This is a genomic window from Massilia sp. CMS3.1 (genome assembly GCF_051262535.1).
Classification (GTDB): domain Bacteria; phylum Pseudomonadota; class Gammaproteobacteria; order Burkholderiales; family Burkholderiaceae_D; genus Telluria.
The window spans coordinates 172,392-193,486 of the sequence record NZ_JBIMES010000004.1 but is presented as its reverse complement, the minus strand read 5'-3'; the positions used below and the strand labels follow the sequence as shown (position 1 = coordinate 193,486).

General features: G+C 63.5%; 20 protein-coding genes. 9 read left to right on the top strand and 11 right to left on the bottom strand.

Annotation, left to right across the window (positions count from 1 at the left end):
* The first annotated feature begins 172 nt into the window (after positions 1–172).
* Complete coding sequence (locus ACHAC9_RS08635) at positions 173–1,786, top strand: methyl-accepting chemotaxis protein (protein WP_435759120.1); 1,614 nt, start codon at positions 173–175, stop codon at positions 1,784–1,786.
* Here the strand turns inward: ACHAC9_RS08635 and nth are convergent.
* On the bottom strand, positions 1,767–2,456 hold the full coding sequence (gene nth / locus ACHAC9_RS08630) for an endonuclease III (protein ID WP_435759118.1): 690 nt from the start codon (positions 2,454–2,456) through the stop codon (positions 1,767–1,769). The genes ACHAC9_RS08635 and nth overlap by 20 nt on opposite strands.
* A 9-nt stretch (positions 2,457–2,465) precedes the next feature.
* Complete coding sequence (gene rsxB / locus ACHAC9_RS08625; protein ID WP_435759116.1) at positions 2,466–3,170, bottom strand: electron transport complex subunit RsxB; 705 nt, start codon at positions 3,168–3,170, stop codon at positions 2,466–2,468.
* 142 nt (positions 3,171–3,312) lie between these two features.
* On the opposite strand from rsxB, the gene ACHAC9_RS08620 reads away from it, so the two are divergent.
* Together ACHAC9_RS08620 and ACHAC9_RS08615 are read left to right on the top strand one after the other, a co-directional pair.
* Positions 3,313–3,732, top strand: coding sequence for an RcnB family protein (locus ACHAC9_RS08620; protein WP_435759114.1), 420 nt, complete (start codon positions 3,313–3,315; stop codon positions 3,730–3,732).
* Positions 3,733–3,853: 121 nt separating this feature from the next.
* A complete protein-coding gene (locus tag ACHAC9_RS08615) occupies positions 3,854–4,063 on the top strand; it encodes a hypothetical protein (RefSeq protein ID WP_435759112.1) in 210 nt (69 codons plus the stop codon).
* Between the two features lie 318 nt (positions 4,064–4,381).
* Here ACHAC9_RS08615 and ACHAC9_RS08610 read toward each other — a convergent pair whose 3' ends face one another.
* From ACHAC9_RS08610 to ACHAC9_RS08590, 5 genes are all read right to left on the bottom strand, one after another.
* Positions 4,382–5,617 (bottom strand): polyhydroxyalkanoate depolymerase, encoded by a 1,236-nt coding sequence (locus ACHAC9_RS08610; RefSeq protein WP_435759110.1) that lies wholly within the window; start codon positions 5,615–5,617, stop codon positions 4,382–4,384.
* A 283-nt stretch (positions 5,618–5,900) separates the two neighbouring features.
* Positions 5,901–6,998, bottom strand: a complete 1,098-nt coding sequence (locus ACHAC9_RS08605) for an NAD(P)/FAD-dependent oxidoreductase (RefSeq protein ID WP_435759108.1) — start codon at positions 6,996–6,998, stop codon at positions 5,901–5,903.
* 135 nt (positions 6,999–7,133) lie between these two features.
* The gene (fdxA, locus tag ACHAC9_RS08600) at positions 7,134–7,457 is read right to left on the bottom strand and encodes a ferredoxin FdxA (RefSeq protein WP_435759106.1); all 324 of its coding nucleotides are present in this window, start codon (positions 7,455–7,457) and stop codon (positions 7,134–7,136) included.
* A gap of 188 nt (positions 7,458–7,645) precedes the next feature.
* Positions 7,646–7,909, bottom strand: a complete 264-nt coding sequence (locus tag ACHAC9_RS08595; protein WP_435759104.1) for a protealysin inhibitor emfourin — start codon at positions 7,907–7,909, stop codon at positions 7,646–7,648.
* Positions 7,910–7,923: 14 nt separating this feature from the next.
* Positions 7,924–9,477: a hypothetical protein gene (locus tag ACHAC9_RS08590; protein ID WP_435759102.1), complete on the bottom strand. Its 1,554-nt coding sequence runs from the start codon at positions 9,475–9,477 to the stop codon at positions 7,924–7,926.
* A gap of 158 nt (positions 9,478–9,635) precedes the next feature.
* Here ACHAC9_RS08590 and ACHAC9_RS08585 point away from each other — a divergent pair, with 158 nt between their 5' ends.
* On the top strand, positions 9,636–9,914 hold the full coding sequence (locus tag ACHAC9_RS08585) for a polyhydroxyalkanoic acid system family protein (protein ID WP_435759100.1): 279 nt from the start codon (positions 9,636–9,638) through the stop codon (positions 9,912–9,914).
* A gap of 45 nt (positions 9,915–9,959) precedes the next feature.
* Here the strand turns inward: ACHAC9_RS08585 and ACHAC9_RS08580 are convergent, their stop codons facing one another.
* The 3 genes from ACHAC9_RS08580 to ACHAC9_RS08570 form a co-directional block, all read right to left on the bottom strand.
* A complete protein-coding gene (locus tag ACHAC9_RS08580; RefSeq protein ID WP_435759098.1) occupies positions 9,960–10,214 on the bottom strand; it encodes an acyl-CoA-binding protein in 255 nt (84 codons plus the stop codon).
* A gap of 79 nt (positions 10,215–10,293) precedes the next feature.
* Positions 10,294–10,497 carry a hypothetical protein gene (locus ACHAC9_RS08575; RefSeq protein ID WP_435759096.1) on the bottom strand — a complete coding sequence of 68 codons (204 nt, stop codon included), beginning with the start codon at positions 10,495–10,497 and terminating at the stop codon, positions 10,294–10,296.
* A gap of 1 nt (position 10,498) precedes the next feature.
* Entirely contained in the window at positions 10,499–10,855 is a 357-nt protein-coding gene (locus tag ACHAC9_RS08570; protein ID WP_435759094.1) for an FKBP-type peptidyl-prolyl cis-trans isomerase, read from the bottom strand.
* A 187-nt stretch (positions 10,856–11,042) separates the two neighbouring features.
* Here ACHAC9_RS08570 and ACHAC9_RS08565 point away from each other — a divergent pair, with 187 nt between their 5' ends.
* From ACHAC9_RS08565 to ACHAC9_RS08550, 4 genes are all read left to right on the top strand, one after another.
* Positions 11,043–11,864, top strand: coding sequence for an EI24 domain-containing protein (locus tag ACHAC9_RS08565; RefSeq protein WP_435759092.1), 822 nt, complete (start codon positions 11,043–11,045; stop codon positions 11,862–11,864).
* Between the two features lie 332 nt (positions 11,865–12,196).
* The gene (locus tag ACHAC9_RS08560; RefSeq protein WP_435759090.1) at positions 12,197–15,430 is read left to right on the top strand and encodes a transglycosylase domain-containing protein; all 3,234 of its coding nucleotides are present in this window, start codon (positions 12,197–12,199) and stop codon (positions 15,428–15,430) included.
* 83 nt (positions 15,431–15,513) lie between these two features.
* Positions 15,514–16,809 (top strand): TAXI family TRAP transporter solute-binding subunit, encoded by a 1,296-nt coding sequence (locus ACHAC9_RS08555; RefSeq protein WP_435759467.1) that lies wholly within the window; start codon positions 15,514–15,516, stop codon positions 16,807–16,809.
* A gap of 60 nt (positions 16,810–16,869) precedes the next feature.
* The gene (locus ACHAC9_RS08550; protein ID WP_435759088.1) at positions 16,870–18,816 is read left to right on the top strand and encodes a CocE/NonD family hydrolase; all 1,947 of its coding nucleotides are present in this window, start codon (positions 16,870–16,872) and stop codon (positions 18,814–18,816) included.
* A 21-nt stretch (positions 18,817–18,837) separates the two neighbouring features.
* On the opposite strand, the gene ACHAC9_RS08545 is transcribed toward ACHAC9_RS08550, so the two are convergent.
* Positions 18,838–19,296 carry a rhodanese-like domain-containing protein gene (locus ACHAC9_RS08545; RefSeq protein ID WP_435759086.1) on the bottom strand — a complete coding sequence of 153 codons (459 nt, stop codon included), beginning with the start codon at positions 19,294–19,296 and terminating at the stop codon, positions 18,838–18,840.
* 317 nt (positions 19,297–19,613) lie between these two features.
* On the opposite strand from ACHAC9_RS08545, the gene glnA reads away from it, so the two are divergent.
* Positions 19,614–21,029 (top strand): type I glutamate--ammonia ligase, encoded by a 1,416-nt coding sequence (gene glnA / locus ACHAC9_RS08540; RefSeq protein ID WP_435759084.1) that lies wholly within the window; start codon positions 19,614–19,616, stop codon positions 21,027–21,029.
* Positions 21,030–21,095 lie beyond the last annotated feature (66 nt).

Here is a 21,095-nt window from a genome sequence, read left to right as displayed (position 1 = left end):
TTGTGACAGTCTGACATCTTGTCCGTTACGCTCTCGTAAAGACAGTCTTTTCGTTGCCGTAAGGATACAGCTCACTGTAGACTGACCGCAACCCGTGCCAAGCTTGCATCCGGCATGTTCCGCCAGCAGCGAGCGCGGCTACCAGCACATCGCCTTCCCCCCAGGATTCACCATGAAACTGAGCCGTAAACTCCCCCTTTGCTTTGCCGTCGTCGCGCTCGTGGTGGCTTGCGCAGGCTTCTTAGGCATGTATGAGCTGAATCGGTCGATGACGACTTACCACGGCGCAGTCGCCAGCTACAGCCAGGCACAGGGCGTTGAAACCCTGCTGTCGACCTTCAAGACCCAGATCCAGGAATGGAAAAACACGCTATTGCGCGGCAAGGACGATGCGCAACGCGCCAAGTACTGGAAAGCTTTCCAGGACAGCGAAGGCAAGGTCGCACGACAGTCGAAGGAGCTGATTGCGGCGCTGCCGGCGGGAGCCCAGCGCGACCTGATCGAACAATTCGATCGCGCCCATACGCAAATGGGCCAGGACTATCGCAAGGGTTATGCCGCATTCGAGGCGGCCGCCTTCGATTCGGCCGCCGGCGACGTTGCGGTCAAAGGCAAGGACCGTGCACCGTCGGAATTGCTCGTGAAAGCACGTGAACAGATTGTCTCGAGCACGACGCAAAGCGTCGCCAACGCGGATGCGAGCAGCAAGCGCGCAACCATGCTGAGCATGCTGGCGATGCTGATCGGTTCGGCAGCGGCGATCGCCGCCGGTTTCGTGCTGTCGCGTTCGATCATTCGTCCGCTCAACCACGCCGTGAAAGTGGCCACGACCGTTGCCGCAGGCGACTTGCGTGCGCAGATCGATGTCCAATCGAACGATGAAACGGGTCAGCTGCTGGGCGCCCTGAAAGCGATGAACACCAGCCTGACCCAGATCGTCACCAAAGTGCGCAGCGGTGCCGAGACGATCGCCTTGGCCTCCGGCGAAATCGCCCGGGGCAACATGGATCTGTCGTCGCGCACGGAACAACAAGCCGGTGCCCTCGAGGAAACCGCGTCGTCGATGGAGGAGCTGACCTCGACCATGAAGCAGAATGCCGACAATGCGCGCCAGGCCAACCAGCTGGCCATCAGCGCCTGCGATGTCGCCCAAAAAGGTGGAAAGGTGGTGGAGCGCGCCGTTACCACGATGGGATCGATCAGCGAGTCTGCGAAACAGATCGTGGACATCATTGGCGTCATCGACAGTATCGCCTTCCAGACCAATATCCTTGCACTCAATGCTGCGGTGGAAGCAGCCCGTGCGGGCGAGCAGGGCCGCGGGTTTGCCGTCGTCGCATCCGAAGTGCGCAATCTGGCACAGCGCTCAGCCACGGCTGCAAAGGAGATCAAGCTGCTCATCAATGCATCCGTGGAGCGCGTGGAAGCGGGCAGTGTTCTTGTCAATGAAGCCGGCACCACCATGACCGATATCGTCACCAGCGTGAAGCGTGTCATGGACATCATCGGCGAGATCAGTACCGCAAGCTCGGAACAGGGCGCCGGTATCGAGCAAGTCAATCATGCCGTCACCGAGATGGACAGCGCGACCCAGCAGAACGCGGCGCTGGTCGAGGAAGCGGCTGCTGCGGCCCAGTCGCTGCGCGAGCAGACCATGGCGCTGAACCAGGTAGTGAGCGTGTTCAAGCTCGATGGCGACACTGGCGTGCCGGATGCCGCCAACGATGCGCCGGCAGCGGCCTATTTTGCGCCGCCGGCGCGCCGGGTCAGACTTCCTGCAGTATGACCGGCGGCACCGGCGCCGGCGCGATCAAGCCATCCGGCGTTGGCGTCTTGTCGCGGAACTCGCACAAGTCATTGATGATGCAGTTCCAGCACTTCGGCCGCCGCGCCACGCAGGTGTAGCGGCCATGCAGGATCAGCCAGTGGTGGGCGTCCTGCAAGAATTCCCTGGGCACGAACTTGAGCAGCTTCATCTCGACCTGGTCGACGTTCTTGCCGGGCGCGATGTTCGTGCGGTTGGAGACGCGGAAGATGTGGGTGTCGACCGCCATGGTCGGCTCGCCAAAGGCCGTATTCAAGACCACGTTCGCGGTCTTGCGGCCCACGCCCGGCAAGGCTTCGAGCGCTTCGCGCGCGCGCGGCACCTCGCCGCCGTACTGTTCCACCAGGATCTGGCACGTCGCGATGACGTTCTTCGCCTTGTTGTTGTACAGGCCGATGGTCGAGATATAGGTCTTCAGTTCGTCGACGCCGATATCGAGGATCTTCTGCGGCGTGTTTGCGATTGGGTACAGGCGGCGCGTGGCCTTGTTCACGCCGACGTCGGTCGACTGCGCCGACAGCAGCACGGCGATCAGCAGTTCGAACGGGGTCGTGTATTCCAGTTCGGTGGTCGGATGCGGATTGGCGGCGCGAAAGCGCGTAAATATTTCTAAACGTTTTGCCGGATTCATTCGTCGCGCTTATTCTGAGGTCGGGTTGCCGGCCGCGCGCAGGCGGGCCCGTTCGATGGCGGCCGCGATGATGGCGCGCTTGCGTTCCTTCTCGGCCAGCTCTTGCGGCGTGTTGGTCGCCTCGAGCGTGACTTCGCGCATCTTTTCGACCGCCTTGGCGGCCAGGCGCGCATCGTTTTCCTCGCGCTCGCGTGTCAGGCGCTCGCTACGCAAGTCGTGGCGCGCGCGCGCGGCGTCGGCCGCCTCCTGCGACCAGGCGGCCCAGCCGGTGGCGTCCCCGGTGACCGGCACCATGCTGATGCAGTCGACCGGGCAGGGCGCCACGCACAGGTCGCAGCCGGTGCACAGGCTGGGCAGGATCGTGTGCATCTGCTTGGCCGCGCCCAGGATCGCATCCACCGGGCAAGCCTGGATGCATAGCGTGCAGCCAATGCACAGCGCTTCATCGATGAAGGCGACCGGGCGCGGGCGTTCAATGCCGTTGGCCGGGTTGATCGGAATCACCGGGCGCCCCGTGACGTTGGACAAGCGGCGCACGCCCTCGAGGCCGCCGGGCGGGCACTGGTTGATCTCGGCTTCACCGCTTGCGATGGCTTCGGCATAAGGACGGCATGCCGGGTAGCCGCATTTCGTGCATTGCGTCTGCGGCAGCTGGTCTTCGATGAGGTCGGCAAGGGTCTTGGTCACGGCGCGCAAGTCGGTTAAAGGCGTCATTATCCGACAAAAGGGTGCACTGCGCGAAGCGCTTTGGCGGGTTCATCGCTTGCGTGTGGAAGCGTACAGAAACATTCGTTGCAGCGTGGTCTACTGAATTCCTCGCCGGCTGTCATGCCGGCTACAACCCAGGGAGTAAGCCATGAAGAAGAACATGATTGCACGGGCGATGATCGCCGTCATGCTTGCCGTTAGTTTGCCGGCAATTGCGCAGGACCGCAGTTACCAGCAAGACCGCCGCGAATACCGCAACGAACAGCGCGAAGACCGCCGCGATGCCCGCGAAGAGCGCCGTGAGGACCGTCGTGATGCCCGTGACGACCGGCGCGACGAGCGCCGCGATAACCAGGCGCGCAACCGCGGCGCCGGTCCACGCCACGACCTCCACCGTGGGCAGCGCCTGCCGTCGAACTATAACAACCGCCACTACGTGGTCGACAACTGGCGTTCCCACCGCCTGAGCGCGCCACCGCGCGGCCACCACTGGGTGCAGGTCGGTAACGACTATGTGCTGGCGGCGGTTGCCACCGGCCTGATTGCGAGCATTTTCCTCGGTAACTGACAAGCGTCGATAAAAGGTGGGCGATCAGTACTTAAGTGGCATATCGAACAGATGTGATCCGCCGGCGGTGGCTTAATATGTCATGGGCTGCGTCATGCGGCCAACGCCAACAGGAGAACACATGAACGAATGGATTATCGCCCCCTTGCTCGAGCCTGACCCGACCGGCATCGTGTCGCACACACCGGGTGGCGCCGGCACGGGAACGGACAGCGATTCGCACGAAGAACGTGCCGAAGAGCGCCGCCACGGCGATCGCCGCGATGGCCATGACGAGGAAGCCGATCCGGACTTCGCTCGTGGCGACGACCGGCGCGAGGACGCGGTGTAACCGGTTCCGTCAGTGTCGGATCAGCAGTACAAAAAAATGCCACGACTTGTCGTGGCATTTTTCTTGGGACGCCTGTGTTACCGGGCCGGACCAGCCAGCGCCTTGCGGAACTCCGGATCGTCGAACAGCTGGCCGGCAAGCGTGCGGTACAGTCCCTGTACTGCGCGAACGAGCCATTGTAGGGCGAGTGCACCTGCGACCCGCGCAGGCTCACGCCCTGGTCCAGGCTGGCGGACTGTCCGGGCGCCAGCGTGAAGCTACCGAGGTTGGCCGGTGGCCGTGATGGCTGCCGGGCTGGCTTCGCCCGCTGCGTGCGGATCAGCGGTGTTCGCGGATGAATTCGCCAAGCTTCGGGCAGATCGTCTCGCGCCAGCGGCGGCCCGAGAAAATGCCGTAGTGGCCGGCTTTCGGCGCCACGAAATCGTGTTTCATGTTGTCCGGGATGCCGCTGCACAGGCCGTGCGCGGCCTGGGTCTGGCCGGCGCCGGAGATGTCGTCGAGTTCGCCTTCGATGGTGAGCAGGGCGACCGTCTTGATGTCCTGCGGACGCACCAGCTTGCCGCCGACTTCCCAGGTGCCCTTCGGCAGACGGAATTCCTGGAACACGGTCTTGATCGTGTCGAGGTAGTACTCGGCCGGCATGTCGAGCACGGCATTGTATTCGTCGTAGAACTGGCGATGGCTTTCCGCCGACTCGTCGTCGCCCTGCATCAGGTGCTGGTAGAACTCGCGGTGACTCTGGGCATGGCGGCCCGGGTTCATGGCGATGAAGCCGGCATGCTGCAGGAAGCCCGGATACACCTTGCGTCCGTAGCCCGGGTAGTTGCCCGGCACCGCGTAGATCACGGTGTTCTCGAACCACGAGAACGGCTTGTCGGTGGCCAGGTCGTTCACCGCCGTCGGCGACTTGCGCGGGTCGATCGGGCCGCCCATCATCGTCATCGTCTTTGGCAGCTTCGGATCGTTAGCGCTGGCCATCAGCGAGATCGCGGCCAGCACCGGTACGGTCGGCTGGCAGACCGAAACGACGTGCACGTCCGGGCCGAGGGCGCGGATGAAGTCCTGCACGTAATAAATGTAGTCGTCGAGGTGGAACGGGCCATCCGACAGCGGCACCATGCGTGCATCGATCCAGTCGGTGATGAAGACATCGTGGTCCGGCAGCAGGGCGCGCACGGTGTCGCGCAAGAGTGTCGAGTGGTGGCCCGACAGCGGGGCGACGAGCAGGACGGTCGGCTGTGCCAGTGCGGCGAAGGCCGTGTCAGGCAGGTCTTTCTTGAAATGCACCAGCTTGCAGAACGGCTTGGTGACGGCCGCATGTTCCTTGATCGCGACCGTGTCGCCCTTGATGGTGACCGTGTCGATGCCGAAGGCCGGCTTTTCGTAGTCCTTGCCCAAGCGATACATCAGCTCGTACCCGGCGGCGATACGCTGGGCAAACGGGGTGTGGGCAAACGGGGAGACCGGGTTCGAGAACAGCTTCGACGACGCATCCGCCCACTGCATCAGTGGCGTCAGGAAGGAGCGTTGCATCTCGTGCAGTTGATAAAGCATGGTAATTCCTTCGTGTGGTGCGTATTGCCCAGACGCGTAGTCCGGGCCCTTGCGCTGTGCTCAGTCGCCGCGTTGGCGATCCGTCATGCGCGAAATTTAATCAGCTAATTATAGGGTAACACGCTTGACCGGTGGAAATATCCGTTTCCATGATGTCGATCCGGCGCATGCTTAAGGCGGTTATACACCCGATTTTGATAGGCCGTCGGTGATGCGGCACACATAAAAACAAATGCCCCGGATAACCGGGGCATTGTGGTTTTCAAGATACCAAACCAGAAAATCAGTCAAAAACCGGCGTCTCGACGCCAAGAATCTTGTGCAGCTTCGGCGAGGTCGTCGTGTACTGCATGTGGATCTTCTTGTCCGGGAAGATGTACGGGGCCGCGCCGAAAGCGGCCAGCGCCGCTTCATGGAAGCCCGACAGGATCAGCTTCTTCTTGCCGGGGTAGGTGTTGATGTCGCCCACGGCGAAAATGCCCGGCACATTGGTTTCGAACTTCTCGGTGTCGACCACTTTCAGCTGGCGCCGTTCGATGTCCAGGCCCCACTCGGCGATCGGGCCGAGCTTCGGCGACAGGCCGAAGAAGACCAGCAGCATGTCGAGTGGCACGCGGCGGGTGACGCCGTCGGCGCCGGTGACTTTCACTTCAGTCAATTTACCGTCGGTTTCATCGAAGCCGGTGACCTGGCCGATGATCAGCTGCATTTCGTATTCGTCGCACAGGGCCTTCATCTTGGCCACCGAAGCAGGCGCCGCGCGGAAGTCTTCACGGCGGTGCAGCAGCACGACCGATTCGGCCTTGCCGACGAAGTTCAGCGCCCAGTCCAGCGCGGAATCGCCGCCGCCGCAGATGACCAGGTTCTTGCCTTCGAACTGGGACGGATCCTTGACGCGGTAGTGCAGCTGGCTGCCATCGAACTTGTCGATGCCGTCGACCTTGATCGTGCGCGCCTGGAACGAACCGACGCCGGCCGCGATGAAGATGGTTTTGGTGATGAAGCGGGTGCCGGCCGAGGTCTCGACATTGAAGCGGCCGTCTTCGCGGCGCTGCACGGTCGTCACTTCCTGGCCGAGGTGGAAGGTCGGCTCGAACGGCTCGATCTGCTTGAGCAGGTTGTCCGTCAGTTCCTGGCCGGTGCACACAGGCACGGCAGGGATGTCGTAGATCGGCTTGTCGGGATACAGCTCGACGCACTGGCCGCCGACGGCAGCGAGCGAATCGATGACGTGGGCCTTGATTTCGAGCAGGCCGAGTTCGAAGACCTGGAACAGGCCAACCGGGCCCGCGCCGATGATGACGGCATCGGCGTCGATGGCGCCGGCGAACGAACTGTTAGGGGCGATGCTGCCCGCATCGTGGGTGGCACTGATAGTCATGCGCAATGGTCCTGTTGATTTTTGAATAGAGGGCGGTGACGCGATGGCCGCTAGTGTGCCATGGAAGACGCACGCTTGCTGCCGGCGGTGCAAACTGGCGCCAGCAAGCGCCGTTTTATCTGACTGACGACAAGATCAGCGGACCAGCTGTTCCAGCTTGTTCTTGACGTCTTTCCACTCATCCGCGTCGGGCAGGGCCGGCTTGGTTTTGGTGATCGACGGCCAGGCGCGCGCCAGGTCGACGTTGATCTTGATGAATTGCTGCTGGTCGCCCGGCACGTCTTCCTCGGCATAGATCGCATTTACCGGGCATTCGGCCACGCACACGGCGCAGTCGATGCACTCGTCAGGGTCAATCGCGAGGAAATTCGGGCCTTCCCGGAAACAATCAACCGGGCATACATCGACGCAGTCGGTGTAACGACAGCTGATGCACGATTCGGTGACAACGTGGGTCATAACAGTCCTATCTATGGTGGGGTGCCGCGGCGTCAGGGGGCAAGGTGGGGCCGCCAACATGGCAAAGCACTGTATTTTAGGGCAATTCGCGCTTTCCTACAAATCACGCTTAGACACAATATACATAAGCAAATGTGATGCGTGACGCGCGATTTGCCCCGCTGGCGGGGGCGGCGCGACCAATCCGCTCAGGCAAGCGTGCGCAGATGGGCCAGTAATGCCGGCCAGCCAAGCGCGTCAAACGAGCCGTCGTCGACCAGCAGCACCGAATGGCAGCGCTGGCCGTCCTCGACCGTGATTTCCCAGCGCGGCAGGTCGGCCCCGACCGCTTGCGCCGGAGCGGTGCCGAAGAAATTAGCCTGGCGCACCAGGGCTTCCAGGTCGGCGCCATCCTTGCGGGAGGCCGTGTCGAGGTCGACGCAGCGCTCGATGCCGGCGAAACCGCCGGCCATTTTCGCCTGGATCCTCATGAGGCGAAGGGGACAGGAAGACTGGCTGCGGCCTGCGCCTGGTCTGCGGGCTCGGGTGCCGGCTCGGGCGTCAGCTCCTGGCTGGCCGGGCCGTTGCGACCGTGCTCGGCGCACCAGCGCGCCAGCGCCTGGGTCTCGGCGTCGAGCACGCGTTCGATGTTGTAGTACTCGGCCAGGTTCATGGTGCCGCAGCAGGCGCGCCGGTCCTGCTGGGCGCCGGGGGCGTCGCAGACGACCGCGGCGAGGCGTTTGAAGGTGCAGGGGGCGGAGGCGGCTGTGCTGGCCGGTCCGACGGGTAGGGCGGGTACGGGCGTGGCCTCAGGTACTTCTTCCCCCACGACTTCGCGGATCGTGAACTGGTGGCGGATCGAATCGGCGTAAGTGGCCGGCTTGCCGTCTTCCAGCGTCATGCGCAGCATCTCGTTGACGACATCTGCATAGGTGGCGGCAATGTCGGGTGCGGCCACCAGCGCGCGCAGCACCAGGCCGCGCAGCCAGGCGGCGATCCGGTGCAGCACGGCGGCATCGTCCTCGAAGGCCGGATTGCGCTCGAGCGCGAAGATGTCGGCCAGGATGTCGTAGACGCCACCGGTGAATACTTGCGAGATCGCATGCACCTGGGTGCCGGCCTGGGACAGCGTCAGGTCATTATCGGCATTGCGCAGGCCCGTGGTGCCCCCGAGCGCCAGGCCGAACTGCTCGGCGATATCGGCAAGGAAGGTCTTGTCGTGCAGGCGTGCCTTGGTCTGGGCCACCACGGCCTCGCACTGGTCCAGCTGGGACAGGGCCAGGAAGATCGCGGTCAGGTCGCCGAAGGCTTCGTGCAGGCCGCCCGTTTGCGGTGGCGCATCGGCCAGCAGCCAGTGCGGTTTCAGCCCGTCGAGCACGGCGTGCCCGGTTTCGTGGGCGACGATGTCGAAGGAGCGGCAGGTGAAAACCCGTTCTTTCTGGCCGGACGGCACGAAGTCGCCGAACTTCAGGCAGTTCTGGCTGCGGCTGTAGAAGGCGTTCATCACGTTCGGCAAGCCGTAAGGGAAGATCTGCAGCGGCGCCGTGTCGATGCTGCTGTTCCATTGCCAGGGCAGCGGCATCTCGGCCCCGGCCGAGGACAGCGAACGCTGGTACATGGTCAGCGTCTGGCGCACCACGGCAAAGGTGTGGACGGCGTCGAACTGCGGGGTGTCGGGCATGGTGACGAAGTCGCCGAAGGCATTCGGCTCGACCGCGCTGATACCAGGGTCGCCGGACGCGATGCGGGCGTCGCGCGGGCCAGCCAGCACCACACCGGGCAGGAACGCTTTCCTCGTGCCCATGTCGAGCACCGAGGGGTCCTGCTTCCACATCAGCACGCGCGCACCAAAGGCATACGGCAGGGGCACGCTCCGGTCGGGCGGCGACTCGGTGCCGCGCGGGGCGCCGGGTTGGTCGAGCAACTGCGCCGCCTTGCGGTGCTGGCGGTAGGGCGCGCTCGGCGTGGGAATATAGGCGACCGGCGGTCCGTCGCGTTCAAAAGTCAGCGGGTCGTCGGGCAGCAATGCTCGTTGTTCCATGGCGCAATCCTCACGTGATTGAGATTCCTCAGCAAATACTCGCGCCCTTCACGGAACCGGTCTTGACCAAGATCAATTGCGCAGCGGACTGGTGTATGCGCCATGCAACTGGCATCATGGCGGATTGTCTTGCGCGTTAGCAGAAGAAAGGAACACAGATGGCTGACATCCAGATCGTCCAGGAACACAACCTGAGCCCGGAGCGGGCACGCGCCGCGGCGCAACAGGTGGCCGACAAAGTGGCCGCCGAATTCGGCATGCAGTGGCGCTGGGAGGGGGATGTGCTCCGTTTCGAGCGCAGCGGCGTCGAAGGCGCCCTGACCCTGGGCGAACAGCGCGCGGCGCTGCAGATCAGGCTGGGACTGTTGATGAGTGCGTTTCGCCCGGCGATCGAGGCGAAGGTGACGGACAAGATGCGCAGGGTATTCGCGGCCTGATGCCATAGCGTGGGCACGGAGCGCCCACGCAGAACAATGCGCTGATCAGCCCTTCAATTCGTCGATCAAATCGACATACTGCTGCATGGCCTCTTCCTTCGACGTGCCCTTCAAGCCGTCCCATGCGTCGAACTTGGCGCGGCCGACCATGTCGGTGAAGCCTGGACGGTCACCGCTGGCGTCGCCCGACGACGCCTGCTTGAACAGCGCGTAGATCTTCAGCAAGGTCATGTTATCCGGACGTTCCGGCAGGTTCTTCGAATCGGCCTGGGCCTGGGTGAACTGGTCCTGCAAACTCATAACAACTCCTGTGGTCTGGTTGCGTAATGGTGCATTGTCTGTAAGGCAATGCGCGCGGCCGTCCTGGCGCACGCGCTCGTCAATCTTTCTTCTTCTCGTCGTCTTCATCGTCGCGGAACGGCGCGGTCGCCACATGGGCCACGCCCTTGCCGACCGCGACGCCGGCACCGACCGCCGTGGAGGCGACGGCGACACCGGCACCCACCACGGCAACCGCGACGCAGCCCTGCAGCGCCATCAAGAGCGCCATCAGCGCAAGCAGGCGCGGCAGGGCGAGACGCATCTCAGACCGCCAGCAGTTCGACGTCGAAGATGAGCGTTGCGTTCGGCGGGATTACGCCGCCGGCGCCGCGCGCGCCATAGCCCAGGCTTGCAGGAATGGTCAGGCGACGGGCGCCGCCGACCTTCATGCCCTGCACGCCTTCGTCCCAGCCGCGGATCACCTGACCGCCGCCCAGCGCGAACTGGAACGGGTCGTTGCGGTCCTTGCTGGAGTCGAACTTGGCGCCGGCGCTGCCGTCGTCGTTGCGCAGCCAGCCGGTGTAGTGGACGGTGACGTAGGCACCGGCTTTCGCCTCGGCGCCGTCGCCGACGACGGTGTCTTCGTATTGCAGGCCGGAATCAGTGGTAGTAGTGGACATGTTGTTCCCTCGATAATCTGGTGAACGGCGATTGTAGTGCATGGCCAGACAAACTGCCATCCGTTGCCCCGTAGCACCTCTCACCCGGCGGCGGCCACGCGCGGCAATCGCGTCTACAATGTACGTTTGCTATCGGGAGCCGCACGACCATGCCTGCATCGATTCTGAACGACTCCAGGAGCCGGCCGTGAACGGCGTCGCCACCGCCTGGGCCAGGGCCCTGCGCGCTGGGTTCTCGCCGCGCATGATGCTGCTCTCCCTGGTGCCCCTGTTGTTGTCGCTGCTGGTCTGGGGCGGCCTGCTGTGGGCCTTCGGGCCGGCGCTGTTCGACTGGCTGGGCGCCCTGTTCCGCGAATATGGCTGGTTCCAGACGAGCGGCAGCTGGCTTTCCACGCTGGGCCTGGGCATGCTGAAGGTGGTCGTGGTGCCCCTGGTGGCGATCCTGCTGCTGCTGCCGCTGATGATCGCATCGTCCCTGCTGTTCATGGGCATCTTTGCGATGCCCGCGATCGAGAAGCACGTCAGCCGGCGCCAGTTCCCGAAGCTCGAGCAGAAAGAGGGCGGCAGTTTCGCCGGCAGCGTCTGGATGAACCTGACCAGCGTGCTGGTATTTGCACTGCTGTGGGTCTGCACGACCCCGCTGTATGCGATCCCGCCCGTGGCGGTCGCTGTGCAGGCGGCGCTGTGGGCCTGGGTATCCTCGCGCGTGATGAGCTACGACGCGCTGGCCGCGCATGCCAGCGTGGCCGAACGCCGCGCGATCATGGACACGCGCCGCTGGCCCTTGCTGGGCATCGGCATGGTCTCGGGCGTGCTGGGCGCCTTGCCGGGAATCGCCTGGATGGGCGGCGCGGTGCTGGCGGTGGCCCTGTTTCCCTTCCTGGCGATCCTCTCGGTCTGGCTCTACCTGCTGATTTTTTTGTTCACGGGACTATGGTTCCAGTACTACTGCCTGCAAGTGCTGGAAGAGCTGCGCGGGCAGGGCGCGAGCGCGCCGCTGGCTGCTTGATTGCGCAGGCACAAGGTATGTCACACGCCCGAAATCCTGGCCTTGTAGGATGCCCAAGCAGGTGCTTGCAGGCATCAGTGCTATCGAGATAACTCTGCCGTTGTTTTTTTGCGAAAAAGATCAGGGCAGGTCAAATTTGTTGAACAGGACTTCATGCAAAACCTGTTGGTGTGGTGGAATGATGGCTTGGGCGCCGACACAATCCACGTGAGATCCGGCGCCACAACAGAAATACTAAAGACCACCTCAATTACTCGAACAGACCGTCGGCAGGGATGGCGAGCAGGTTGACAGGGATTGCAGGAATTACGATTCAAACCGGTTGAGCCATCATGGAAAGTACCCGCCGTTTCAAACGGCCACGTAACGTTTTTCGCGCCTTGCGCGGCCAGGCCGACGGCAATGCCGGGCCTGCAATCGATGCCGCAGCGCAGGAAGCGCCGCTACCCCATCTGTCGCTGGTGACCGAAGCCGGCAACGACGCCGAGGACAGCGCGAGCAGCACGCCCGAACCCGAACCCGAGCACGAAGGCGAACCGCCAAAAGGCAAGGGCCGCGGCAAGCTCATTCTGTTCGGCCTGCTGCTGGTGGTCGTGGCCGCCGGCTCGAGCTATGCGGTCTACGAAACGCGCACGTCGTCGCTGCAGGCGAAAATCTTCGCCGGCATGATGAAGGACGTGCACTACCGGATGGAGAAGGGGCCGAGCAAGGCAATCCGCTTCCCGGCCGAAAGCCCGTACGACGCCCGTCTCGGTTACTCGCACTTGCCCGCTTTCCTCACCAGGCTGCAAACGCGCGACTATCTCATCGAGGCCCAGTCGCGCATGTCGCCCAAGATGCTGGAACTGGCCGACCGCGGCCTGTTCGCGACCTATAGCGAAAAGACCCGCACCGGCCTCGAGATCCTCGATTGCCGCAGCCAGCCGCTGTTCGCCTCGCGCATCCCGGAGCGCTTCTACGAGCGCTTTGACGACACGCCACAGCTGCTGGTGCAAAGCCTGCTCTTCATCGAAAACCGCGAGCTGCTCGACCCGGCCTACCCTAAAAAGAATCCGGCAGTCGAATGGGACCGCTTCTCGAAAGCCGTGTTCGACAAGTCCCTGAGCACGATCGGCATCAGTGGCGGCGGGCGTGTCGCCGGCGGCTCGACGCTGGCCACGCAAATCGAAAAATACCGCCATTCGCCGGAAGGGCGCACCGCTTCGCTGGAAGATAAACTCATCCAGATGGCCTCGGCCACGCTGCGCGCCTACCGCGATGGCGAAGACACGACCGGCGCCCGCCGCCAGATCGTGCTCGACTACCTGAACACGGTGCCGCTGTCGGCGAAGCTCGGCTATGGCGAAGTGAACGGCCTCGGCGACGGCATGTGGGTCTGGTACGGCCGCGATTTCAAGACCGTGAGCGAGACCCTCAAGGGCCGCATGGACACGACGGACGCCGTGCTGGTCTACAAGGAAGCCTTGTCGCTGATGATCGCCCAGCGCCGTCCGGCCTATTACCTGGGCGCCGGCAAAGCCGACCTCGAGACGCTCACCAACAGCCACCTGCGCGTGCTCGCGCAAGCCGGCGTGATCACGCCGCAGCTGCGCGATGCCGCGATCAAGGTGAACCTGAAGCCGGCACTGGCCTCGGGCGTCGAGCCGCCGGCCGCGAATGCCTTTGTGTCGCGCAAGGCCTCGAACGCGGTGCGCAATCACCTCGGCTACCTGCTGGGCGAGCCGCGCCTGTACAACCTCGACCGCCTCGACATGTCGGTCGTCTCGACGCTCGATTCCGAAGCCCAGCAAGCCGTCACGGCAGCACTGCGCCGCCTGACCACCCCGGAGGCGGCGGAAGCGGCCGGCCTGACCGGCAAGGGCCTGCTCGGCAATGGCGACCCGTCGAAGGTGGTCTACAGCTTCACGCTGATGGAGCGTGGCGAGAACGTCAACTACCTGCGCGTACAGACCGACAACTACGACCAGCCGCTCGACATCAACGAGCAGGCCAAGCTCGACCTCGGCTCGACCGCCAAGCTGCGCACCCTGGTCACCTATCTCGACATCGTCGACCAGCTGCATAAACGCTATGGCGCGATGGATCCGAAGGCGCTGCGCGAAGCGCGCATCGATCCGAAGGACCGCATGAGCCAGTGGGGGATCGAATACTTCCAGGCGCTCCCGGCGAATGCCGACCGCGGCCTGGCGCCGATGCTGGCCGCCGCGATGGCGCGCAAGTATTCGGCCAATCCGGGCGAAGGCTTCTTCACCGGCGGCGGCCTGCATTACTTCGGCAACTTCAGCAAGCTCGATAACGAGAAGATCATGACGGTGCAGGAAGCGCTGCAGCAGTCGACCAACCTCGTGTTCGTGCGCATGATGCGCGACGTCGCGCGCTACTACATGTTCCAGCTGCCGGGCTCCTCGGCCGCGCTGCTGGCCGACGCCGACGATCCGCGCCGCGCCGAATACCTGGCGCGCTTTGCCGATGCCGAAGGCAAGACCTTCCTTGCCAAATTCTGGAACAAGTACAAGGGCAAGACCGGGGCCGAAGCGCAGGCGCTGCTGCTGGCCGGCGTGCGTCCGGCGGCCTCGAAACTGGCCGCCGTGCACCGCACGCTCGCGCCGAACGCCACGCTGCAGGAATTCGGCGCCTTCATCGACGCTTCCCTGCCCAACGAGGTCGATCAGGAACGCATCGCGAAGATGTACGAGCAGTATGCCCCGGCCAACATGTCGCTGGCCGACCGCGGCTATGTCGCATCGATCCACCCGCTCGAGTTGTGGCTGGTCGGTTACCTGCGCACCCATGCGAAATCCGGGTGGAGCGAAGCCGTGAAAGCAAGTGTGCGCGAACGCCAGGAAGTGTATTCCTGGCTGTTCAAGACGAACCGCAAGAATGCCCAGGACAAGCGTATTGCCGGCCTGCTGGAAGTCGAATCCTTCCTGAAGATCCATGCGCAGTGGAAGAAAATGGGTTACCCCTTCGATTCGCTGGTGCCCTCGTATGCGACGACACTGGGCGCCTCGGCCGACCGTCCGGCCGCGCTGGCCGAACTGATGGGCATCATCATCAACGGCGGCGTGCGCAAACCCGTCGAGCGCATCGATTCGATGCACTTCGCCAAGGGCACGCCTTACGAGACGCTCGTGAAACGTGCCAAGAAGGTCGAGACCGAAGTCGTGCTGGCGCCTGAAGTGGCGCGCGCCGTGGCCGAAGCGATCCGCGGCGTGGTCTCGGACGGCACCGCCAAGCGCGTCAAGACCGCCTTCACGACCGCTGACGGCGGCGTGGTCGCGGTCGGCGGCAAGACCGGTACCGGCGACCAGCGCTTCGATGTGTATGCACGCGGCGGACGCCTGATCGAGTCGCGCTACGTGAACCGCTCGGCGACGTTTGTCTTCAACATCGGCGAGCGCTTCTATGGTTCCATGACGGCGTATGTGCAAGGTCCGCAGTCGGAAAACTATGACTTCACCAGTGCGCTGCCCTCGCAATTGCTGGTCACGCTGGCGCCAAGCCTGATGCCCATGATCGACCCACCGCAAGGCAGTGTCGGCGCCCAGCGCCAGTGCGTGCGTTGAGTGCAAGCGACAAGGCGCGCCGGGCAAGCCGGCGCGCCGTCTCCACCATCCGCGGTTTTTCATTCGTCTCGCTGCGCGACCTGATGGTCGCCTCCGGGCCGACCATCATCCTCGTCACCGCAGCTTGCATCGCCGCCTACCTGCTGGTCGATCCGGCCCCGCCGCGCCACGTGCGCCTGGCCACCGGCCAGGAAAACAGCGCCTATGAAGCCTTCGGCGTGCAATACGCGAAGGCGCTGAAACAGGACGACATTCTTGTTTCAGTCCAGCCCACGCTGGGCTCGCGCGACAATCTCGAGCGCCTGCGCAATCGCACTGCCGACATCGCGTTCGTGCAAAGCGGCTCCACAGGAGAAGCGCAGGCCGGACAACGCGGCCTGGTCTCGCTGGGCAGCCTGTTCACCGAGCCGGTCTGGCTTTTCTTGAGAGATAGCGTCAGGACGGACAAGCTGACCGGCCTGCGGGGTCGACGCATCAACCTCGGGCCGGAAGGCACGGGCGTGCCGAACCTGTTTCGGCAGGTGCTGTCCGTGAATGGGGTCGAGCCGAACGAACTGACGATCGGCGCGCTCGCGAACACGCCGGCCACGGTCGAGCTGCTGGCCGGGCGCATCGATGGCCTCGTTTTCAGTTCGGCCCCCGAAGCGCCGCTGATCCAGATGCTGTTGCAAACGCCCGGGATTCGCCTGTTTAATTTTCAGCAGGCCGAAGCCTATACGCGGCGCCTGCCGTTTCTGACGCACGTGACGCTGCCGCGCGGGATCGTCGACCTCGGGCGCGACATCCCAGGCCAAGACTACCACTTGATTGCGCCGACAGCGACGCTGGTGGCGCGCGACGACCTGCATCCGGCGCTGATCGACCTGTTCGTCAAGGCGGCGGGCGAGATCCACGGCGGGGCAGGCTGGTTCCAGCAACAGGGCCAGTTTCCGTCACCGAAATTCACCGAAATCCCGGTGGCGGACGAGGCGGCGAAGTACTACCGCGACGGCCCGCCGCTGCTGCAGCGCTATATGCGCTTCTGGATAGCGAATTTGTTCGAGCGGCTCTGGGTCGTGGTGGTGGCGCTGGCCGCGCTGATCATTCCCTTATCGAAGATCGTGCCGCCGCTGTATGTGTGGCGGGTGCGCTCGCGCGTCTACCGCTGGTATGGCGAATTGCGCGCCGTGGAGCAGGCCTGGGAAGCTGTGGACGATGCGCAGCGCGAGATCGTCCGTGCCGACCTGCTGCGGCGTTTGGACGAGATCGAGGAGCAGGTCAACCACATCTCGATTCCGCTGGCCTATGCCGATGGCCTGTACGGTCTGCGCGGGCACATCAATATCGTGCGCCAGCGCCTGCAGGCGACGGCTGCCATCGGTGCCAGCTTGCCGGATTAGCAATTTCACTTCGAATACGATTACACTGGCGGCCCCGTGCATTCGTTGCTGAAGGAAATCATGATTCGTCGTCCGCTTTCTCTCCTGGCGCTTAGCGTCGCGCTTGCCTTCGGTCCCGGCGGTGCGCCGGCGGCCGAACCTGCGGCCGATGCGCCCGCCGCCAGGCCTAACCTGCGCGAAACCTATACCAAATACGAATACCGCATCCCGATGCGCGACGGCGTCAAGCTGTTCACGACGGTCTATGTGCCGAAGGACGGCAGCCGCGCCTATCCCTTCCTGATGGAGCGCACGCCTTACAGCGCCGGTGTCGAGGCGCAGGGCGAGCTGCGCTACGGCGTCGACTGGTTCCCTAACCGGATCGGTCCCTCGCGTGAGTTCGAGGATGCGGGCTACATTTTTGTCGAGCAGGACGTGCGCGGGCGCTACATGTCGGAAGGGAAGTGGCAGGAAATGACGCCGCACGCCCCGCTACAACGCGCTCCAGGGGAGGGGATTGAGAGCCAGGACATGCACGACACCGTGGCCTGGCTATTGAAGAACGTCCCGAACAACAACGGCAAGGTCGGCATCCTCGGCATCAGCTATCCGGGCTTCTATACGTCGGCCAGCATCATCGATTCGCACCCGGCGATCAAGGCCGCTTCGCCGCAGGCGCCGATTGCGGACCTGTACATGGGCGACGACTCGTACCATGGCGGCGCCTTCATGCTGGCCGCGAACTTCGATTTCTACGCCGCCTTCACCGAGGCGCCAAACCCGACGCCGCTGCCGAAAACGCGTGCCGATTTCGACTACGGTACGACCGATGGCTACGACTTCTTCCTCAAACGCCTGAGCTTGCCGAACATCGTGTCGGCCATGAGCGACGAGCAGCGTGCGCTGTTCATGCCGAACGTCGAACACGACACCTACGACGCCTTTTGGCAGTCGCGCGCCATCGCCCCGCACCTGAAGAACATCAAGGCTGCGGTGCTGACGGTGGGCGGCTGGTTCGACGCGGAAGACCCGCAAGGGCCGTTCACCACCTACAGTGCGATTGAAAAACAAAACCCGGGCATCGTCAACGGCCTGGTGATGGGGCCATGGGTGCATGGCGGTTGGGCGCGCGGCGAGGGCGCGCGCCTTGGCCACGTGAATTTTGACAGCAAGACCTCGGAGTACTTCCGCAAGGAGCTGCAGTTTCCCTTCTTCGAGCAGCACCTGAAGGGCGTCAAGCCCGAGCGTGCGCTGGCCGAAGTCACGGCCTTCGAGACCGGCAGCAATGTCTGGCGCAGTCATACGGCCTGGCCGCCGCTGCAGGCCAGGCCGCGCACGCTGTATTTCGGCGCCGACGGCAAGCTGGAATGGAAGCAGCCGGCCGCGTCGACGTCGGCCTACGACGAATACGTCGCCGACCCGCGCAAACCGGTTCCCTTCATCGGCTATCCGGCCGTTGGCGTGCCGAAGGAATACATGGTCTCGGACCAGCGCTTCGCGGCGACGCGTCCCGATGTTCTGGTCTACCAGAGCGAGGTGCTGGAAGAGGACCTGACGATTGCCGGTCCCGTGACGCCGAAGCTGTTCGTCTCGACCACCGGGACCGATGCCGACTGGGTGGTGAAACTGATCGACGTGTATCCGGCGGCGTATCCGGAAACGCCTGCCGAGCGCAAGGGCAGCGATATTCCCGCGCCAAAGCTCGAGATGGGTGGCTACCAGCAGCTGGTGCGCGGCAATCCGCTGCGCGGCAAGTTCCGCAACAGTTTCGAAAAGCCCGCGCCCTTCGTGCCCGGGAAAGTCGAGGCGGTCAGCTTCGGCATCGGCGACGTCAACCATACATTTCGCCGCGGGCACCGGATCATGGTGCAGGTGCAGAGTTCCTGGTTCCCGCTGGTCGACCTGAATCCGCAGACGTTCATGCACATCCCCAAGGCGCGGCCGGAAGATTTTAAAAAGGCGACACAACGCGTGTACCGCGCGCCGGAGTCGGCCTCCGGCGTGCAGGTGATGGTGCTGCCGCGCTGACGGCGGCATCAGGACCTACGGTCAAGCGCCAACCCACGGCAAGCCCGCCTTGCACCAGCCGCCGACTGTCTTGCGGTGGCCCTCGCCATCCTTGTCCCCCTCGAAGCCTTCCAGAATATCGAAGGCATTCGCGTAACCGAGCTCGGTCGCCACGCGCGCGCTGTGGCGCGAGCGCACGCCGGAGCGGCACAGGAACAGCAGGATCTCGTCCCTGGCGGCGATCTGTTCGAGTTGCGCGCCGAATTCGGGATTCGGCTGGCCCCCCGGATACATCGCCCATTCGATGGCCAGATGCTGGCCTTCGGGTACCGCCACGCGGCCGACCCAGTCGCGCTCGGCGTTGGTGCGTACATCGATCAGTTTCACGTTCGGCGCTGCCTGCAGCAGCATGAATGCTTCATCGAGCGTGACCGCGCCTGCATAGGGCTGGCCAGGAGTGCGCTCGCGTGCTGTGTCGAGTATTTCTTTGGTCGTTTTCATCGTTGTCCTTGTGTGGTTCGCACCGCGCTGGCGCACACTTGCCGAAACGGTGCGCACTGCATCAAAATAGTGCACGGTCCTCGCATTGCACCATAATGGTGCAAATCTTGTGTTGGCGTGCACCATTGAATATTTGCATGTTGAAGAAGATTTTATGGTTAAACTCTCGGCGTTCCAAAGAACGATAACGCATTTGTTCATGTAAGAATCGCTGGCATGGTTCCTGCATATGTTCCTGCAAGCATGTCGCAGAGAGGCTGACCGGTCGGAAACGATCTCGCCTTTCAGCGCCACCAAATTTCATTGAGGAGAAACGCATGGCAAAGACCGCCGCAGATGTGATGCAGATGGTGAAGGACAACGAAGTCAAGTTCGTGGATTTCCGCTTCGCGGATACCCGCGGTAAAGAGCAGCACGTTACCGTTCCTGTGTCGCACTTCGACCTCGACAAGTTCGAGTCGGGCCACGCCTTCGACGGTTCGTCGATCGCCGGCTGGAAGGGCATCGAAGCATCGGACATGCTCCTGATGCCGGACCCGAACACCGCCAACATCGACCCGTTCATGGAAGAGACGACGATGTTCATGCAGTGCGACGTGATCGAGCCGTCGGACGGCAAGGGCTACGACCGCGATCCACGCTCGATCGCCAAGCGCGCCGAAGCCTACCTGAAGTCGACCGGCCTGGGCGACACCGCCTTCTTCGGTCCTGAACCTGAATTCTTCATTTTCGATTCGATCCGTTGGAAAGTCGACATGTCGGGCTGCTTCGTGAAAATCGAATCGGAAGAAGCTTCGTGGTCGACCGACGGCAAGTTCGAAGGCGGCAACAGCGGTCACCGTCCCGCGGTCAAGGGCGGTTACTTCCCTGTGCCTCCGGTCGACAGCTTCCAGGACATGCGCTCGGAAATGTGCCTGATCCTCGAATCGCTCGGCATCCCGGTCGAAGTGCACCACCACGAAGTGGCAGGCGCCGGCCAGAACGAAATCGGCACCCGCTTCTCGACCCTGGTCGAGCGCGCCGACTGGACCCAGAACATGAAGTACGTGGTCTGGAACGTTGCCCACAGCTATGGCAAGACCGCGACCTTCATGCCCAAGCCGATCAACGGCGACAACGGCTCGGGCATGCACGTGCACCAGTCGATCTGGAAAGACGGCAAGAACCTGTTCGCGGGCGACGGCTATGCCGGCCTGTCGGACACGGCGCTGTTCTACATCGGCGGCATCATCAAGCACGCCAAGGCCCTGAACGCGATCACCAACCCTGGCACCAATTCGTACAAGCGCCTGGTGCCGGGCTACGAAGCGCCGGTCAAGCTGGCCTATTCGGCCAAGAACCGCTCGGCCTCGATCCGCATCCCGCACGTGGCCAACCCGAAGGGCCGCCGCATCGAAGTGCGCTTCCCGGACCCGCTGGCCAACGTCTACCTGTGCTTCTCGGCGCTGCTGATGGCCGGCCTGGACGGCATCCAGAACAAGATCCATCCGGGCGAAGCGGCCTCGAAGGACCTGTACCACCTGCCGCCGGAAGAGGACAAGCTGATCCCGACCGTCTGCGCTTCGCTCGAAGAAGCCCTCGAGGCGCTGGACAAGGACCGCGAGTTCCTGACCCGCGGCGGCGTGTTCAGCGACAGCATGATCGACGCTTACCTGGAACTGAAAATGCAGGAAGTGCAGCGCATGCGCATGACGCCGCACCCGCTCGAGTTCGACATGTACTACTCGGCATAAACCAACCTGTTGCGCTACGGCATCAAAAGCTGTAAGCACTGGTAACAAACGCGGGGAGGGCCGGTG

What these genes read in the sequence shown, in the direction of transcription:
- ACHAC9_RS08570 (WP_435759094.1), bottom strand. Translation starts at nt 10,855, where the DNA reads ATGTCCACTACTACCACTGATTCCGGCCTGCAATACGAAGACACCGTC.
- rsxB (WP_435759116.1), bottom strand. Translation starts at nt 3,170, where the DNA reads ATGACGCCTTTAACCGACTTGCGCGCCGTGACCAAGACCCTTGCCGAC.
- ACHAC9_RS08590 (WP_435759102.1), bottom strand. Translation starts at nt 9,477, where the DNA reads ATGGAACAACGAGCATTGCTGCCCGACGACCCGCTGACTTTTGAACGC.
- ACHAC9_RS08595 (WP_435759104.1), bottom strand. Translation starts at nt 7,909, where the DNA reads ATGGCCGGCGGTTTCGCCGGCATCGAGCGCTGCGTCGACCTCGACACG.
- ACHAC9_RS08560 (WP_435759090.1), top strand. Translation starts at nt 12,197, where the DNA reads ATGGAAAGTACCCGCCGTTTCAAACGGCCACGTAACGTTTTTCGCGCC.
- fdxA (WP_435759106.1), bottom strand. Translation starts at nt 7,457, where the DNA reads ATGACCCACGTTGTCACCGAATCGTGCATCAGCTGTCGTTACACCGAC.
- ACHAC9_RS08635 (WP_435759120.1), top strand. Translation starts at nt 173, where the DNA reads ATGAAACTGAGCCGTAAACTCCCCCTTTGCTTTGCCGTCGTCGCGCTC.
- ACHAC9_RS08550 (WP_435759088.1), top strand. Translation starts at nt 16,870, where the DNA reads ATGATTCGTCGTCCGCTTTCTCTCCTGGCGCTTAGCGTCGCGCTTGCC.
- ACHAC9_RS08610 (WP_435759110.1), bottom strand. Translation starts at nt 5,617, where the DNA reads ATGCTTTATCAACTGCACGAGATGCAACGCTCCTTCCTGACGCCACTG.
- ACHAC9_RS08605 (WP_435759108.1), bottom strand. Translation starts at nt 6,998, where the DNA reads ATGACTATCAGTGCCACCCACGATGCGGGCAGCATCGCCCCTAACAGT.
- ACHAC9_RS08620 (WP_435759114.1), top strand. Translation starts at nt 3,313, where the DNA reads ATGAAGAAGAACATGATTGCACGGGCGATGATCGCCGTCATGCTTGCC.
- nth (WP_435759118.1), bottom strand. Translation starts at nt 2,456, where the DNA reads ATGAATCCGGCAAAACGTTTAGAAATATTTACGCGCTTTCGCGCCGCC.
- ACHAC9_RS08575 (WP_435759096.1), bottom strand. Translation starts at nt 10,497, where the DNA reads ATGCGTCTCGCCCTGCCGCGCCTGCTTGCGCTGATGGCGCTCTTGATG.
- ACHAC9_RS08545 (WP_435759086.1), bottom strand. Translation starts at nt 19,296, where the DNA reads ATGAAAACGACCAAAGAAATACTCGACACAGCACGCGAGCGCACTCCT.
- ACHAC9_RS08615 (WP_435759112.1), top strand. Translation starts at nt 3,854, where the DNA reads ATGAACGAATGGATTATCGCCCCCTTGCTCGAGCCTGACCCGACCGGC.
- ACHAC9_RS08555 (WP_435759467.1), top strand. Translation starts at nt 15,514, where the DNA reads ATGGTCGCCTCCGGGCCGACCATCATCCTCGTCACCGCAGCTTGCATC.
- ACHAC9_RS08580 (WP_435759098.1), bottom strand. Translation starts at nt 10,214, where the DNA reads ATGAGTTTGCAGGACCAGTTCACCCAGGCCCAGGCCGATTCGAAGAAC.
- glnA (WP_435759084.1), top strand. Translation starts at nt 19,614, where the DNA reads ATGGCAAAGACCGCCGCAGATGTGATGCAGATGGTGAAGGACAACGAA.
- ACHAC9_RS08585 (WP_435759100.1), top strand. Translation starts at nt 9,636, where the DNA reads ATGGCTGACATCCAGATCGTCCAGGAACACAACCTGAGCCCGGAGCGG.